We start from the raw sequence: 14475 nt of genomic DNA, 5'->3' as shown, positions 1-14475 counted from the left end.
TTACGTGAAGGTGCCGTTATCAAGCCGTTAATCGGGTGCCGCGTTGCCGATACTTGAGAAAAGATCATGAGATGCCCTGGTCGTACCGCTCTGAGCAGGAAAGACAGCAAGTCGGCTCGACCGGCCCACGACCACGGGTCAAGCGGTGTGAGGTTGCCCGCCACCCCGATTGAGACGTTCCGAGGTCCACCGAGCGTTGGCCGTTTTTGCCCATCCGGGGGATGTCGACTTCCACCGGGCGGCGTCGGGATCCAGCCGGGCGGACGAAGAAATCCAGCTCGCGCACTGTGTGCGGGGTCACTGGCCGGGAAGAGGGACCGCCGGGAGCACCGGCGCGTCGACCGTCGGCCCCGCGCCGGTGGAAGGCCGGAGAACCGGGCCGGCCCCGGCACCATCGGGTGCCGGGGCCGGAAGGTACCGCGTACGTCAGGCGGTGAAGCGGACCCTGCGGCGGCGGACCAGCAGGACGGCCACCGCTCCGAAGGCGAGCAGGGCCATCCCGGCCAGCGCGGCCAGCGCGATCGGCGACCCGGTCAGCGGCAGGCCGCCGTCGTTGCTGGCCGGCGAGGTCGACGGGGCCGGACTGGCCGGCGCCGACGAGGACTCCGCCGGGTTGGACGGCGACGGCGACCCGGACAGCGAGGCCGACGGCGACGGCGACGGGGACCCGGACGGCGAGGCCGACGGCGACGGCGACGCGGGGGCGGCGGCGAAGCTCGCCGCCGCCGCGGCGGTGACCGAGGTGCCGGTGCTCCCACCCAGGATCAGCTTCTGCTTGGCGTTCTTGCCACCGGAGAAGAGGAAGACCCGCCCGAAGGAGACCGAGTCCGGGGCGGAGACGGTCACGGTGACCCGGCCGGCGGCGGTGGCGGTCAGCCAGAACCGGCCGCCGTTGGTGGTCGTGCCGACCGGACGGCCCTCGGCGTCGACGGCGTTCCCACCGTCGACCTTCAGCGCGATCTCCCCGGCCGGCCCGTGCACGGTGAACGGCCCGGCCCGACCCCCGGTGGTCGCGGTGGCGGACGCCGGGTCGAGGCTCAGCTCGGCCTTCGGCTCCGGCTGCTCGGTGGCGTTGCGCACCAGGTAGTCGTGCACCCGCCGGATCACGTCGTACTCGGCGGCGGCGGTCAGCCCCCGCTCCCAGTCACCCAGGGCGACGCCGTCACTGAAGTGCCAGACGGCGGTCTGGGTGCCGAAGTAGAGCAGCGTGTCGCGGCGGGAGTCGGGCAGCCCGCCGGGCAGGGTGGCCCCGGCCGCGGCGAGCAGCTTCGCCCGGTCGGCGTTGGGATAGCCGTGGGTGAGCACCCACTGCACCCGGCCGAGGTTCTTCACCTCCGACTGACCCCAGGTGCCCTCGGCGTACTCGCCGTCGCGGGCCACCGGGGTGTGGAAGTCGATGCAGAAGACCGGCACGGTGCCGTCCTTCAACTCCAGGGCCAGCGCCGAGGTCTTCTGCGTCCGACCGTCCAGCTTCAGCGTGACGCCGGTGCCCGGCACCGCGCGGGCCACGCCCTTCGTGGCCGGCTCGGCGGTGGCCGGACCGGCTGCGGCGAGCACCAGCGCGCCACCGGTGACGAGCGCCGCGGCGAGACCCGCCCAGCGTCGTCCTCGTTCAACGAACATCAGTTCCGTGCACCTCTCCCCAGGGGTGGCCCGCTACCGGTGGGCCGCGTGCGTCGCCGTCCCGCGGGGTCGTGGCACCACCCGCACGCGCGAAGGCGACGGGGCATTATCCGACACGAATTGATCTCTTGTCAGCCCCTGGGGTGATCTTCCCGGAATGAGGGGTGTGACCGGTCGGGCCGGCCGAAGTCACACGAGTCGTCGGTCCGCCGCCCAGCGGGACAGCTCGTACCGGTTGGACATCTGGAGCTTGCGCAGCACGTTCGACACGTGCGTCTCGACCGTCTTGATCGAGATGAACAGCTCCTTGGCGATCTCCTTGTACGCGTACCCCCGGGCGAGCAGGCGCAGCACCTCGCGCTCGCGGTTGGTGAGCTGGTCCAGCTCCGGGTCGGCGACCGGGGCGTCCGGCCGGGCCGCGAAGGCGTCCAGCACGAAGCCGGCCAGCCGGGGGCTGAACACGGCGTCACCGTCGGCGACCCGGCGGATCGCGTCGGTCAGCTCGTCCGGGGAGATGGTCTTGGTGACGTAACCCCGGGCACCCGCCCGGATCAGCCCGATCACGTCCTCGGCGGCGTCGGACACGCTCAGCGCCAGGAACTTCACCTGCGGATGGCTGCGGCGCATCGCATCCAGCACCGCCCGCCCGCCGCCATCGGGCATGTGTACGTCGAGCAGCACCACGTCCGGCCCGGTCGCGGCGATCCGGGCGACCGCCTCGGCCACCGTGCTCGCCTCCCCGACCACCTCGACGTGCGCGCCCAACTCGGCCCTGACCCCGGCCCGGAACATGGCGTGGTCGTCGACGAGGAAGACCCGCAACCGCTCCACCCGTGCCGGGGCGTCCGAACCCGGTTCCATCGACTGCTCCGCCATCTCAGCTGTCCCTTTCCGCCGTGGAGCCGGTGCCGGTGATCGGCAGCATCAACCGGACCTCCGTCCCCTCCCCGGGCTCGGAACGGATCTCCGCCCGGCCACCGTGCCGCTTCATCCGCCCGATGATCGATCCTCGGACGCCGTGCCGGTGATCCTCCACGGTATCCGGGTCGAAGCCCTTCCCCCGGTCCCGGACGAAGACGCTCACCTGCTCCGGCTCGACCTCGGCATAGAGCGACACCGTCTGCACCCCGGCGTGCCGGGCCGCGTTGACCATCGCCTCCCGCGCCGCCGCCACCAGCGCACCCACCCGTTCGTCGGTCTCCCGGTCACCCACCACCACCGCCTCGACGGTGATCGCGAACGTGTCCTCCACCTCGGCGGCGGCCTGTTCCAGTGCCGCCGCGAACCGCTCGGTCGGCGAGGCGGTGGGCTTGTAGAGCCAGTTGCGCAACGACCGCTCCTGGCCCCGGGCGAGTCGCTGCACCGTCTTGACGTCGCTGGCGTTGCGCTGGATCAGGGCGAGGGTGTGCAGCACCTGGTCGTGCACCATGGCGGCCAACTCGGCGCGCTCCTGCTCGCGGATGCGCCCCTCCCGTTCCGAGCGGAGCTGGTTCCAGGTGCGCCACAGCACCGGGGCGGCCACCACCCCGACCCCGGCCAACCCGACCAACGCGAAGATCACCCCGTTGACCACCGCGTCGAGGTTCTGCACCGGGGAGTAGACAGCCGCCACGCCGATGATGCCGACGGCGACCAGCACCGCGCCCCCGGCGAAGCGGAGCACGAAGGCCCGCCTGTCGCTCTCCTCCACCACCGCGCCGAGCCAGGGCACCGCCATCGACCCGCTCCACTGCCGGCGGCGCTCCGGCGCGGACTGGTGCCAGATCACCCCGGCACCGACCGCGATGATCGCCACCAGCCAGCCGGCGGTGCCCGCCGCGCCGACCGAGTCGAAGACCAGCACCTGGACCAGCAGCACACCGAGGCCGATCGCCACGAACGGCAGCAGCTGCCCGGGGTCGCGCCGGGGCGGCGTGGCGGTGTCACCCGGGCGCAGCGGCACCACCGCCCAGAACGCCGCGTACAGCAGCAGCCCGAGACCGCTGAGGCCGAGCAGCACCATGAACGCGACGCGTACCCGCAGCACCGAGATGCCGAGGTGGTCGGCGATGCCGGCGGCCACCCCGGCGGCCAGCCGGTGCTCGGGCGCCCGGTAGAGGCGCGGCGGCGGGGTCACGGCGCTGATTTGAGGCTCCCTGGTCACGGTGGGTGTCGGACGGACACCGGGCGGTGCGGTGCCGCTCCGATCGTCACACGCCCGTGGCGGTGCCGACCACGGGGACGCCCCCGACATCCGCCCGCCGGGATCTCAGGGTGGGGTCAGGGTCGGTTCCGGAGGCGACTCGGCCCGGTGACGCCGCAGGATCGGGACATGACCGAGGACCCAGCCCCGCCGCCGTACCCCCCGGTGGCGGCACCGGATGGTACGCCGCCGCCCGGTTCCGCCGCCGGGCCGACCGCGACGGCGCCCGCGTCGCCCACGGGGGGCGACGACGCGCCGCCACCTCCCGGGGGCTACCCCCCGCCGTCCGGAGGTGCCAGCTTCACCTCACGGTACGGCCTGGTCCGGCCCCGCGACGGCCGCTACCTGGCCGGGGTCTGCGCGGCGATCGGCCGGGCCACCAACACCGACCCGGTGCTGTGGCGGGTACTGCTCGCCGTGCTCGGGTTCTTCGGCGGGGTCGGCGTCCTGGTGTACGTGGCCGCCTGGCTGATCATCCCGGGGGAGGGTGACAGCGCCTCGCCGCTGGAGTCGATGCTCGGGCGCGGTCGGTCGAGCATGTCCCCGATCACCGTGATCGTGCTGACCATCCTGGTCGCGGTCAGCTTCGGGTACATCGTCACCGACGCGTTCCGGGCGGTGCTGCTGGGCGCGGCCATCCTCATCGGCGGCGCACTGCTGCTCAACCGGGAGAGCCGTTCCGGTGTGCCGGCCGCCGGTCCGGGTGGACCTCCACCCGGGTCGGCCCCCCCGCCTGGACCGGTGCCCCCGGTCGGCTACCCGGCGCCCGCCCCGTTCACCCCGCCGGCACCCGCCGCACCGGCCCCACCGTTCCTGCCGGGTCGGGTCGGTGACCCGGCGGGGTGGCCGCCGGCCCGGGCCGGGGAACCGGCGGGCTGGCCCGCGCAGACCCGGACCGCCCCGCTGCCGGCCTGGCCAGCGGCCAGGCCGATGGAGATCAGCGCGACCCGGGCGGAGGCCCCGAGCTGGCCGCCCCGCGCGCCGGTGGCAGGTGGGCCCACCACCGCACCGGTGGCCGTCCCACCACCGCCCGGTACGGGTTACCGACCGCCGTTCGCGCCACACGGCCCGTACGCCGTTGGAGCCCCGCCTCCGGCACCGCCCACGCCCCCCGTCAAGCCGCCGAAGAAGCCGAAGGAGCGGTCGTCGCTGGGTGCCGCGACCTTCTCGCTGATCTTCATGGTCGTCGGCGTGGTAGCCATCCTGGATCTGCTGGACGTCTTCCCGATCGGCGCGGCCGGATACTTCGCGGCGGTGCTCGCCACCATCGGGCTCGGCCTGCTGGTGGGCACCTGGTTCGGCCGGGCCCGCTGGCTGATCGCCCTCGGTCTGGTCGCCGCCGCCGCCCTCGGGGTGGCCGCCGTGGCCGAGTCCTACGACCGGGTCCGTGGTGTCGACGGGGCGGTCACCTGGGCACCGACCAGCTATCGGGAGCTCGCCGACCGTTACGAGAACAGTTTCGGCGACGCGACCCTGGACCTGCGCGCGGTGGACTTCGACAAGCAGGACACCGATCTCACAGTGGTGGTCAACTTCGGCGAGGCCACCATCGTGGTGCCGCCGAACGTGGACGTCACCGCGGTGACCAACGTCAAGGCCGGGGAGGCCACCGTCTTCGGACGACGTACCTCCGGGTTGGAGGGGCAGGCACGGCAGCTCACCGACCTGGGCCCGGACGGACCCGGCGGCGGCACGCTGCGGCTCACCGTCCACGTCAACGCGGGCAACCTGGAGGTGACCCGGTGAAGGTCCATCGCACCGACCTGGTGTCGTTCGTCTTCGGCCTGCTCTTCGTGGGGCTCGCTCTCTGGTGGCTGCTCGCCCAGATCCTCGGGCTGGCCCTGCCTGCGGTGGGTTGGTTCCTGGCCGGCGCGCTGGTGCTGATCGGCCTGCTCGGCCTGGTCGGTGCGGTGCGGTCGGCCCGCACCCCGGACCGGGAGGCACCTCCAGCCGACGTACCGGCGACCAACGGCCCGGCGACCGGTGTACCAGCCGGCCCGGCCGCCGGGGACGACCAGCGGATCGGCGGGCAGGACACCGCCGAGTTGCACCTCGGCACCCCGGAGGCGGCAGAGCCGGACGACGTCGGCGCGGAACCACCGCAGCCGTCCCGCTGACCGCACCGGTGCGGCCGGCGTCCGGCGGCTCGTATGCTGGCCGGGGAGATCCCGCCTCCGTCCGACCGCCACACCGTCGGGTCCGCCGGTGGCCGCGCCAGGGCACCGGCCCGGGTGTGCACTGTCCGGGGCGCCCGAGGCGGTCCCGCCGCGACGTCCGTCTCTACCCTGTCAGGAGCCCGCCCGACATGACCCAGTCCCCCGCCGTGCGCCCCTCCGGTCCGTCCGGTCCGGTCCGCATCGGCGAGCGTGCCGCCCGTACCCTCGTCGCCGAACTCGCCCGACGCAACGACCCGAAGGCCGCCCTGCTGGTGGGCGCGGCCCCCGGGGCCGCGGTCCTCGCCGCGGCGATCGACGCGCTGCTGCCGGGTGACACGTTGACCGTCGTGCCGGCCCCGGCGACCGACGCCGCCACGCTGCGCGAACACGTCACGGCCCAGGGCCGCTGGGTCGCCGACCGGGTACGGGTGGTCGACTCCCTCGCCGAGGCGGACACTGCCGAGCTGGTGATCGCCGCCGAGCCGTTCACCGGCACCGGCGAGGAGACCCGCGACGCCGTCGACGGCCTCACCAAGTACCTGGCCGACGGCGCGGTGCTGAGCGTGGCCGCACCGGTGTTCCGCACCGACGGGGCCGCCGCCGAGCTGGACCGGCACGGCGTGCTGCACGGCGTCCGCACCGACCTGGTGCTGCGCAACTCCCCGCCGGTCCGGGTGCACCACCTGCGGTTCACCCCGGCCAGCCCCGCGGCGGCGGCCCAGCTCGCCCCGGCGTACCGGCCGTCGAGCGTGCCGCTGACCCGGGGCATGCACATCGACTCGAACGGGGTGGCGGCGGCCGGCATCGCGCTCGGCCTGGCCGCGGTCGCCCGGGTGGTCCGGCCGAAGTCGAAGCTGTGGCTGGTGCCGGCGCTCGCCGCCGCTCCGGTGGCCGCGTTCTTCCGGGACCCGCAGCGGGACGTGCCGGAGGACCCGTCGGCGGTGGTCGCCGCCGCGGACGGCCAGGTGCTGTCGGTGCAGCGGCTGCACGACGAGCGGTTCGGCGACGGTGAGTGGCTGCGGATCGCGGTCTTCCTGTCGGTGCTGGACGTGCACGTCAACCGCTCGCCGGTGGCCGGCAAGGTGGTGGACTACTTCGTCGCCGACGGTGGCTTCGTCAACGCGATGAAGCCGGACGCCGAGCACAACGTCGCCGCCTACACGGTGCTGGACACCGCGCACGGCACGGTGGTGGTGGCACAGCGGACCGGGCTGATCGCCCGCCGGATCGTGCAGCGGGCCCCGGTGGGGGCACTGCTGGCCCGGGGCGAACGGTTCGGGCTGATCCGGTTCGGCTCCCGTACCGACGTCTACCTGCCGGCCGACGCCGCCGAGCCGCTGGTCGGCCCCGGCGACAAGGTGGTCGGCGGTTCCTCGGTCATCGCCCGCTGGAGCTGAGCGACGCCGACGCGAACAGGGGCGCCGCGATCGCGGCGCCCCTGTTGCGTAGCTGCGGACGGATCAGGCTGTGCGACGCTGGTGCAGCCAGAGCAGCGGCCCGCTGACCAGGTAGCCCATCACCACGAGGGCGAAGGTGAGCCGGATGTCGACAAGCGCGCCGACGGCCGGGGCCAGCCAGAGCCACGGCGGCAGCTTGACCAGCCGGGCAAGCTTGGCGTAGGGGAAGCTGGACACCATCGCGAAGGCCAGCAGCGCCACCCCGCCGATCTGCACGGTCGCCGGCAGCGGCAGCCCGATGGCCACGGTGAGGGCGAGCACCGCCGCCGCCATGGTGGTGGGCACGCCGCAGAAGAACCGGCCGTCCTTGGGTGAGACGTTGAACCGGGCGAGCCGGATCGCGGCGCAGGACGCCACGAGGGCCGCCGCGACCGCCGCGGCGGCGGTGGGGGCCGACCCGGCCAGCGAGGCGTAGACCACCACCGGGGCGGCCAGGCCGAAGGAGCACATGTCGGCAAGCGAGTCCATCTGGGCACCGAACGGGCTGGCCACGCCGAACTTCCGGGCGAGCGCGCCGTCGAGACCGTCGAAGACCACGCAGGCGATCAGCAGGAGCGCGGCGAGCCGGGTATGACCGTCCATGGCCACGAAGATGGCGTTGATGCCGAGCACCAGGCTGGCCAGGGTGCAGGCGTTGACCAGCGCGAACTTCATCCGGCGGGCCGGGGTACGCGCGCCGGGGAGCAGCGGGATCGCCGTCGCCGGCGAATCGTCGACCGACGCGGCGGGGGCGAGTGCCGGGCTGACCGGCACGACCGCCTCGATCTCGGCGCGGTCGAGGGTGACCCCCCGACGGTCGAAACCGTACCGGCGACGTTGGCGGTCGACACGGTGCTCCGGAAGGACCAGGTCGGTGCTGTTGAGCTGGTCGCCGTCGCGGCGACCCACCCGGACCAGCAGCACCTGGCGGGCGAATGTGCTGCTGCGGCGCAACCGGCCCGCCCAGCGACGCCCTGCGGGGCGCGGACTGTCAGTCGTACGACGCCGGCGCCATGGGGCTCTCGGCACGTTTCCTCCATCACCGGATCGGCTGGCCGCCCGTGCGGGCGGATGTCCGGCTGTCTCGTGCCGGACCGCTTCGTGGCCCGGCAGCCGTTCAAGCGGAGTACACCATTGCACAGGGGCCTGGTGCTTGGCGATAGCTGCCGGCGGTAGTTCTATATCCGCTTAAACCGCGCGAACCGCTCCCTTATTCCCATCTCGGGCTTCATCACCCATTTTTGTCGCCAACCGCAGGCCTGACTTTACCGGAGTGCCCCTCAACCGGCTCGTCGAGCGACCGCCATCCGACCGCCGCCCCGGTCGCCAACAGGGCCACGTCTGTCAACAAAAGGCCGCTGAGCTGCGAAGACGTGAACCAGGCGGCGCTCGCCGTCGATCCCCCCGCTGGTTCGGTCACCACCGCCTCGCCGGGCTCGTCGACCAGCACCCGATAGATCACCCGCACTCCGTGCCAGTCGAGTGGTCGACCCTCGGGGCCGACTGCGACCGGATTGTGCAGATTGTCGACCAAGATCAATCGGTCGACCCGGCCCCGCTGGCCCGCCTCCTCCACCAGTTCCCGTAACAGACCGTCGACCGGCTGCTCACCGTGATCGGTACCCCCGCCGGGCAGGTGCCACTTGCCGGCACCCGGATAGCCGGGCGCGATCAATGTGAGCAACACCCGCTGGTCGGGGTCGGTGACCAGGCCGTACGCGGCGAACCGTTGCCGCCGGTCCGACCCGGGCGGCGGCTGAGGCGCGGTCGGCGGTTCCTGCGGCAGGTCGGCGGGAAGCGGCGCGGCCGGCAGGCCGAGCAGCCGGGCGGTGAACGGCAGCAACGGCGACACCGCCGCCTCCTGCGGGGTGCACCAGGCCAATTCGTCGGCGCCCCCGTCCGCCGCCGAGCGGAGTCGACCACCCCGGACGGTGACGTCGAACACCAATCGGTCGGTGTGCACCGACACGTCCGAGTTTCCGGCACGGAGGTGGGTCACGTCGGCGACGGCGGCGCGCACCCCGGTGACCGTGGCGTCCAGCCCGGTCTCCTCGGCGAACCCGCGGACCACTGCGTCGACCGGATGCTCGGCATGCCGGACGCCCCCGCCCGGCAACCGCCAGACCTCCGGAAAGGGGCCGGAGGCCGCCCCCCGGGCCAGCAGGACCCGGCCGGCGTCGTCCACCGCCCAGCCGTACGCCGCGATCCGCCGTCGCTCCTGCACGTCGCACTCCCCCGTCGCGGCCCGCCCGTCGATCATGAGGCTAGCGGTCGCCCGACCGAGCACCGACCGGGGCAGCCACCGTCAGGTGAGTCGGGCGGCCTGCACCGCCTCGGCGGTGACCTCGGTGAGCCGGTCGGCGGGCAGGGCACCCAGCTCCTCACGGGCGAACCAGCGGGCCTCACAGGTGGAGCCGCCCACGTCGGTCACCGTCGGCGGGGCGGGCTGGTCGACCATCACCCGGTAGAAGGCGCGTACGCCGTGCCAGTCGATCGGGTAGCCCTCGGGGCCGAGCGAGGCGGCGTCCCGGTGACTGGCCACCCCGAGCAGCTCGACGAGTCGACCCGTCTGCCCGGTCTCCTCGACCAGCTCCCGGATCAGTGCCGCGCCCGGCTGCTCGCCGTAGTCGGTGCCGCCGCCGGGCAGGTGCCAGCAGCCCGCGCCCGGGTAGCCGTCGGAGACCCGGGTCAGCAGCACCCGGCCCGCCGGGTCGGTGGCCACCGCGTACGCGGCGAAGCGCTGCGCCCGGTGCAGCCCGTCCGGGCCGGGCACGGCGTAGAAGGAGGGGAACTCGGGGGCCTCGTCGGGGACCACGTCGGCCGAGGAGGCCGGCAGCCCCAGGGCGCGTGCGGTGAAGGCCCGCAGCGGCAGCTCCCGCGCCTCGTCGAGGGTGTACCAGCGGACCAGGTCGGTGGAGCGGTCCACCCGGTCGGTGAGGGTGCCGCCACGCACCGAGACCTGGTAGATCAGGCGGTCGGTGTGGATGGTGATGCGCCGCTCGGGCAGTGCGCGCATGTCGGCCAGGACGTCCGCCAGGCCGGCGACGGCGACCGAGAGGCCCGTCTCGGCGGCTGTCTCCCGGACGACCGTGTGGTTCGGGTCCTCGCCGTGGTCGACCGCCCCACCGGGCAGGGACCATACGCCGGGGGTGCCGGAGCGCTCCGATGCGCGGACCAGCAACACTCGGCCGACTGAATCTGCACAGACTGCATATGCCGCGATCCTGCGGAGCGGCTCCAGCAAGGTGGTCACGGAGCCAAATTCTCCCCGGGTCGCGTTACCAGTGCGGAAAAGAGTCGGATTCCTGACTCAGAGCTGGCCACTCAGGGATCGATCAGGGTAGGGATCGGGGCAGTCACCGAGGTCGGCGGCCCGGTCGGCGCGGACCGTGGAGACATGACCTCGACGAGCACCCCCCACGCCCCGTACAAGCAGCTCCGCAGGCCGACCACCGACCGGATGGTGGCAGGCGTCGCCAGCGGCCTCGGCCGCTACTTCGCCGTCGACCCCACCCTGGTCCGGGTGTTGTTCGCGGTGGCGACCCTGGTCACCGGCGGTGTCGCCGCCCTGGCGTACCCGGTCATGTGGTTCCTGATGCCGGAGGAGCCGGCCGGCGCCCCGGCCTGGCCGCACCCGACGACGCCGCAGCCGGCACCCCGGCCGCAGCCTCAGCCTCCGGCGGTACCGCCGACGGCCGGCTGAGCCCCGGTCACTCCCACTCGATGGTGCCCGGCGGCTTGCTCGTCACGTCCAGGACCACCCGGTTGACCTCGGCGACCTCGTTGGTGATCCGGGTGGAGATCCGGGCCACCACGTCGTAGGGCAGCCGGGACCAGTCGGCGGTCATCGCGTCCTCGCTGGAGACCGGGCGCAGCACGACGGGATGCCCGTAGCTGCGCCCGTCACCCTGCACCCCGACGCTGCGCACGTCGGCCAGGAGCACCACCGGGAACTGCCAGACGCCCCGGTCCAGGCCGGCGGCGGTCAGCTCCTCCCGGGCGATCAGGTCGGCCTGGCGCAGCAGCGCCAACCGCTCCCGGTCGACGGCGCCGATGATCCGGATGGCCAGACCCGGCCCCGGGAACGGGTGCCGCCAGACCATCGCCTCGGGCAGGCCCAGCTGGAGGCCGAGCGCCCGGACCTCGTCCTTGAACAGCGTGCGCAGCGGCTCGACCAGGGCGAACTTCAGATCCTCCGGCAGGCCGCCGACGTTGTGGTGGCTCTTGATGTTGGCGGTGCCGGTGCCGCCGCCGGACTCCACCACGTCCGGGTAGAGGGTGCCCTGCACCAGGAACTCGACGTCGCCGTGGGCGGCGACCTCCCGGGCGGCGGCCTCGAAGACCCGGATGAACTCCCGGCCGATGATCTTCCGCTTCTGCTCCGGGTCGGTCACCCCCGCCAGCGCGCCGAGGAACCGCTCGGCCGCGTCCACCACCTTCAGCTTGATGCCGGTGGCTGCCACGTAGTCCTTCTCCACCTGCTCGGCCTCGCCGGCGCGCAGCAGGCCGTGGTCGACGAAGACGCAGGTGAGCTGGTCACCGACCGCCTTGTGGACAAGCGCGGCGGCGACCGCCGAGTCGACCCCGCCGCTCAGGCCGCAGATGACCTCCTTGTCGCCGACCTGGGCCCGGATCCGGGCCACCTGCTCGTCGATGATGTTCTGCGGCGTCCAGGTCGGCGCGATGCCGGCGATGTCGTAGAGAAAGCGGCGGAGCATCTCCTGACCCTGCGCGGTGTGCCCCACCTCGGGGTGGAACTGCACACCGGCCCGGCGACCGGCCAGGTCCTCGAAGGCGGCGACCGGGGCACCCGCCGACTCGGCGGTCACAGTGAAACCGGCCGGGGCCTCGGTCACCGCGTCGCCGTGGCTCATCCAGACGGGCAGATCGGCCGGCAGGTCACGCAGCAGCACGCCCGGGTCGAGCAGCCGGGGACGCAGCGGGGTGCCGCCGTACTCCCGGTTGCCGGTCCGGGCGACAGTGCCGCCGAGCGCCTGGGCCATCGCCTGGAAGCCGTAGCAGATGCCGAATACCGGCACGCCCGCCTCGAACAGCCCGGCGTCGATCTGCGGAGCCTCCGGGGCGTAGACACTGGACGGGCCGCCGGACAGGATGATCGCGGCCGGGTCCTTCGCCAACATCTCGGCGACCGGCATGGAGTGCGGGACGATCTCCGAGTAGACCTTCGCCTCGCGCACCCGGCGCGCGATGAGCTGGGCGTACTGGGCTCCGAAGTCCACCACGAGGACGGGGCGAGGCGTGCTCATGTGCGCAAATCCTACCGACAGTCACACCCGCCCCGGGCACGGGCCGCCCCCGGGCACGCCGCACCCGGTCAGCGCGGCCCGTGACGCAGCGCGCCGGGGGCGTCCGCCGGGACCGCCGGGTGCCGCGGCGGCACCGCACCCATCCGGGTGTACGCCGACCCGAGCGGCGGCCGGGGGTCCGGTTCGCCCTTGTTCGGCCAGTACGACATCGCCCGTTCCGCCTGCGCGGTGATCGTCAGCGACGGGTTCACCCCGAGGTTCGCCGAGACCGCCGCCCCGTCGACCACGTGCAGCCCCGGATGCCCGTACACCCGGTGCCACGGGTCGATCACCCCGTCGGCCGGGGTGGCACCGATCACCGCCCCGCCGAGGATGTGCGCGGTCATCGGGATGTCGAACGGCTCCGTCAACGCCCCACCCGGGGTGCCGTCGATCTCCTCGGCGAGCAGCCGGACCGCCCGGTTGCCGGCCGGGATCCAGGTCGGGTTGGGCGCGCCGTGCCCGGGGCCGGAGACCAGCCGTCGCCGGCCCAGCGGGCCCCGCTGCCAGCGGGTGGTAAGCGAGTTGTCGACCGACTGCATCACCAGCGCGATCACCGTCCGCTCCGACCAGCGGCGCACCGAGAGCATCCGGGCGGCCACCAGGGGGTGCCGGACGAGGCCGCCCAGCCAGCGCCGGACCCGGTGCGGGCCGCCGTCGACAAGCAACGACTGGAGCAGCCCCATCGCGTTGGCGCCCCGGCCGTAGCGGACCGGCTCGACGTGGGTCTGCGGGTCGGGGTGGAACGAGCTGGTGATCGCCACCCCGTCGGTGAAGTCGAGCCCCCGTTGCCCGGCCTGCCGGTGGCCGACCGACGCGCCGAGGATCGCCTCCGAGTTGGTGCGGGTCAGTTCGCCGAGGCGGTCCGACAGGTGGGGCAGCACCCCGGTCTGCCTCATCTCGTGCAGCAGCCGCTGGGTGCCGAGCGCGCCGGCCGCGAAGACCACCTGGTCGGCCCGGAACACCTGGCGACGCCGCCGCAGCCAGGCTCCGGTCCGCGTGGTGTGCACCCGGTAGCCGCCGTCGGCATCCGGGTGGACGGCGGTCACCGTGGTCAGCGGATGGACCCGCGCGCCGAGCCGTTCGGCAAGCCACAGGTAGTTCTTGACCAGGGTGTTCTTGGCACCGTGCCGGCAGCCGGTCATGCACGACCCGCAGTGCGTGCAGCCGGTGCGCTCCGGCCCCGCCCCACCGAAGTACGGGTCGGCCACCCGTTCGCCGGGGCGGCCGAGGTGCACCCCCACCGGGGTGGGCCCGAAGGTGTGCCCCACCCCCATCCGCTCGGCCACCGCCCGCATCGCCCGGTCCGCGCCGGTGTGCCGGGGGTACGTGGTGACCCCGAGCATCCGTGCGGCCTGGTCGTAGTGAGGGGCGAGTTCGGCCCGCCAGTCGGTGACGTCGCGCCACTGCGGGTCGGCGTAGAAGGCGTCCGGCGGCTGGTAGAGGGTGTTCGCGTAGACCAGGGAGCCGCCGCCCACCCCGGCACCGGAGAGCACGAGCACGCCGCCGCCGGCCTTCCGGTCGGCCGGGCGGAGCAGGGTGATCCGTTGCAGCCCGTAACAGCCGAGCCGGGGTGCCCAGAGGAACCGGCGCAGCCGCCAGGAGGTCTGCGGGAACTCGTCGTCGGCGAACCGCCGGCCCGCCTCCAGCACCCCGACGGTGTAGCCCTTCTCGGCCAGCCGCAGCGCGGTGACGCTGCCACCGAAGCCGGAGCCGATGACGAGCACGTCGTACCGCATGAACGCATCATTACCGGCGGGTAGCCATCGCGC

Annotated in this window: 11 protein-coding genes and 1 pseudogene; 4 read left to right on the top strand and 8 right to left on the bottom strand. The window is 73.6% G+C overall.

The window, feature by feature from the left end:
• Positions 1 to 426 precede the first annotated feature (426 nt).
• The 3 genes from AC0AIB_RS17820 to AC0AIB_RS17810 form a co-directional block, all read right to left on the bottom strand.
• Positions 427 to 1623 (bottom strand): thioester domain-containing protein, encoded by a 1197-nt coding sequence (locus AC0AIB_RS17820; RefSeq protein WP_465097099.1) that lies wholly within the window; start codon positions 1621 to 1623, stop codon positions 427 to 429.
• A 189-nt stretch (positions 1624 to 1812) separates the two neighbouring features.
• A complete protein-coding gene (locus AC0AIB_RS17815; RefSeq protein WP_091241742.1) occupies positions 1813 to 2499 on the bottom strand; it encodes a response regulator in 687 nt (228 codons plus the stop codon).
• A 1-nt stretch (position 2500) separates the two neighbouring features.
• A complete protein-coding gene (locus AC0AIB_RS17810) occupies positions 2501 to 3766 on the bottom strand; it encodes a PspC domain-containing protein (protein ID WP_328343011.1) in 1266 nt (421 codons plus the stop codon).
• Between the two features lie 168 nt (positions 3767 to 3934).
• Between AC0AIB_RS17810 and AC0AIB_RS17805 the strand changes: the two genes are divergently transcribed.
• The 3 genes and pseudogenes from AC0AIB_RS17805 (at position 3935) to AC0AIB_RS17795 (ending at position 7358) form a co-directional block, all read left to right on the top strand.
• Positions 3935 to 5551: a PspC domain-containing protein gene (locus AC0AIB_RS17805; RefSeq protein ID WP_465097098.1), complete on the top strand. Its 1617-nt coding sequence runs from the start codon at positions 3935 to 3937 to the stop codon at positions 5549 to 5551.
• Positions 5548 to 5817: pseudogene (locus AC0AIB_RS17800) on the top strand (hypothetical protein); the annotation flags it as partial. The gene AC0AIB_RS17805 and the pseudogene AC0AIB_RS17800, both read left to right, overlap by 4 nt.
• 293 nt (positions 5818 to 6110) lie before the next feature.
• Positions 6111 to 7358, top strand: coding sequence for a phosphatidylserine decarboxylase (locus tag AC0AIB_RS17795; RefSeq protein ID WP_328343007.1), 1248 nt, complete (start codon positions 6111 to 6113; stop codon positions 7356 to 7358).
• Positions 7359 to 7421: 63 nt separating this feature from the next.
• Here the strand turns inward: AC0AIB_RS17795 and AC0AIB_RS17790 are convergent, their stop codons facing one another.
• The 3 genes from AC0AIB_RS17790 to AC0AIB_RS17780 all read right to left on the bottom strand — a co-directional run bounded on the left by AC0AIB_RS17790 (position 7422) and on the right by AC0AIB_RS17780 (position 10650).
• Positions 7422 to 8351, bottom strand: a complete 930-nt coding sequence (locus AC0AIB_RS17790) for a CDP-alcohol phosphatidyltransferase family protein (RefSeq protein WP_328349035.1) — start codon at positions 8349 to 8351, stop codon at positions 7422 to 7424.
• Positions 8352 to 8628: 277 nt separating this feature from the next.
• The gene (locus tag AC0AIB_RS17785; protein WP_328343005.1) at positions 8629 to 9621 is read right to left on the bottom strand and encodes an NUDIX domain-containing protein; all 993 of its coding nucleotides are present in this window, start codon (positions 9619 to 9621) and stop codon (positions 8629 to 8631) included.
• Positions 9622 to 9702: 81 nt separating this feature from the next.
• A complete protein-coding gene (locus tag AC0AIB_RS17780) occupies positions 9703 to 10650 on the bottom strand; it encodes an NUDIX hydrolase (RefSeq protein WP_328343004.1) in 948 nt (315 codons plus the stop codon).
• 144 nt (positions 10651 to 10794) lie between these two features.
• On the opposite strand from AC0AIB_RS17780, the gene AC0AIB_RS17775 reads away from it, so the two are divergent.
• Entirely contained in the window at positions 10795 to 11100 is a 306-nt protein-coding gene (locus AC0AIB_RS17775) for a PspC domain-containing protein (protein WP_328343003.1), read from the top strand.
• A gap of 7 nt (positions 11101 to 11107) precedes the next feature.
• Here AC0AIB_RS17775 and guaA read toward each other — a convergent pair whose 3' ends face one another.
• The gene (gene guaA, locus AC0AIB_RS17770) at positions 11108 to 12664 is read right to left on the bottom strand and encodes a glutamine-hydrolyzing GMP synthase (protein WP_328343002.1); all 1557 of its coding nucleotides are present in this window, start codon (positions 12662 to 12664) and stop codon (positions 11108 to 11110) included.
• Positions 12665 to 12732: 68 nt separating this feature from the next.
• On the bottom strand, positions 12733 to 14442 hold the full coding sequence (locus AC0AIB_RS17765; RefSeq protein WP_465097097.1) for an FAD-dependent oxidoreductase: 1710 nt from the start codon (positions 14440 to 14442) through the stop codon (positions 12733 to 12735).
• Positions 14443 to 14475 lie beyond the last annotated feature (33 nt).

Source organism: Micromonospora sp. DSM 43699, from assembly GCF_055517075.1.
Note: the sequence above shows the minus strand (reverse complement) of the source record. Positions and strands in the feature narration are given on the sequence as shown.

Bases quoted from the DNA above. Each gene is read 5' to 3' on its own strand.
- AC0AIB_RS17795 (WP_328343007.1), top strand. From the start codon at position 6,111: ATGACCCAGTCCCCCGCCGTGCGCCCCTCCGGTCCGTCCGGTCCGGTC.
- AC0AIB_RS17765 (WP_465097097.1), bottom strand. From the start codon at position 14,442: ATGCGGTACGACGTGCTCGTCATCGGCTCCGGCTTCGGTGGCAGCGTC.
- AC0AIB_RS17820 (WP_465097099.1), bottom strand. From the start codon at position 1,623: ATGTTCGTTGAACGAGGACGACGCTGGGCGGGTCTCGCCGCGGCGCTC.
- AC0AIB_RS17815 (WP_091241742.1), bottom strand. From the start codon at position 2,499: ATGGCGGAGCAGTCGATGGAACCGGGTTCGGACGCCCCGGCACGGGTG.
- AC0AIB_RS17775 (WP_328343003.1), top strand. From the start codon at position 10,795: ATGACCTCGACGAGCACCCCCCACGCCCCGTACAAGCAGCTCCGCAGG.
- AC0AIB_RS17805 (WP_465097098.1), top strand. From the start codon at position 3,935: ATGACCGAGGACCCAGCCCCGCCGCCGTACCCCCCGGTGGCGGCACCG.
- guaA (WP_328343002.1), bottom strand. From the start codon at position 12,664: ATGAGCACGCCTCGCCCCGTCCTCGTGGTGGACTTCGGAGCCCAGTAC.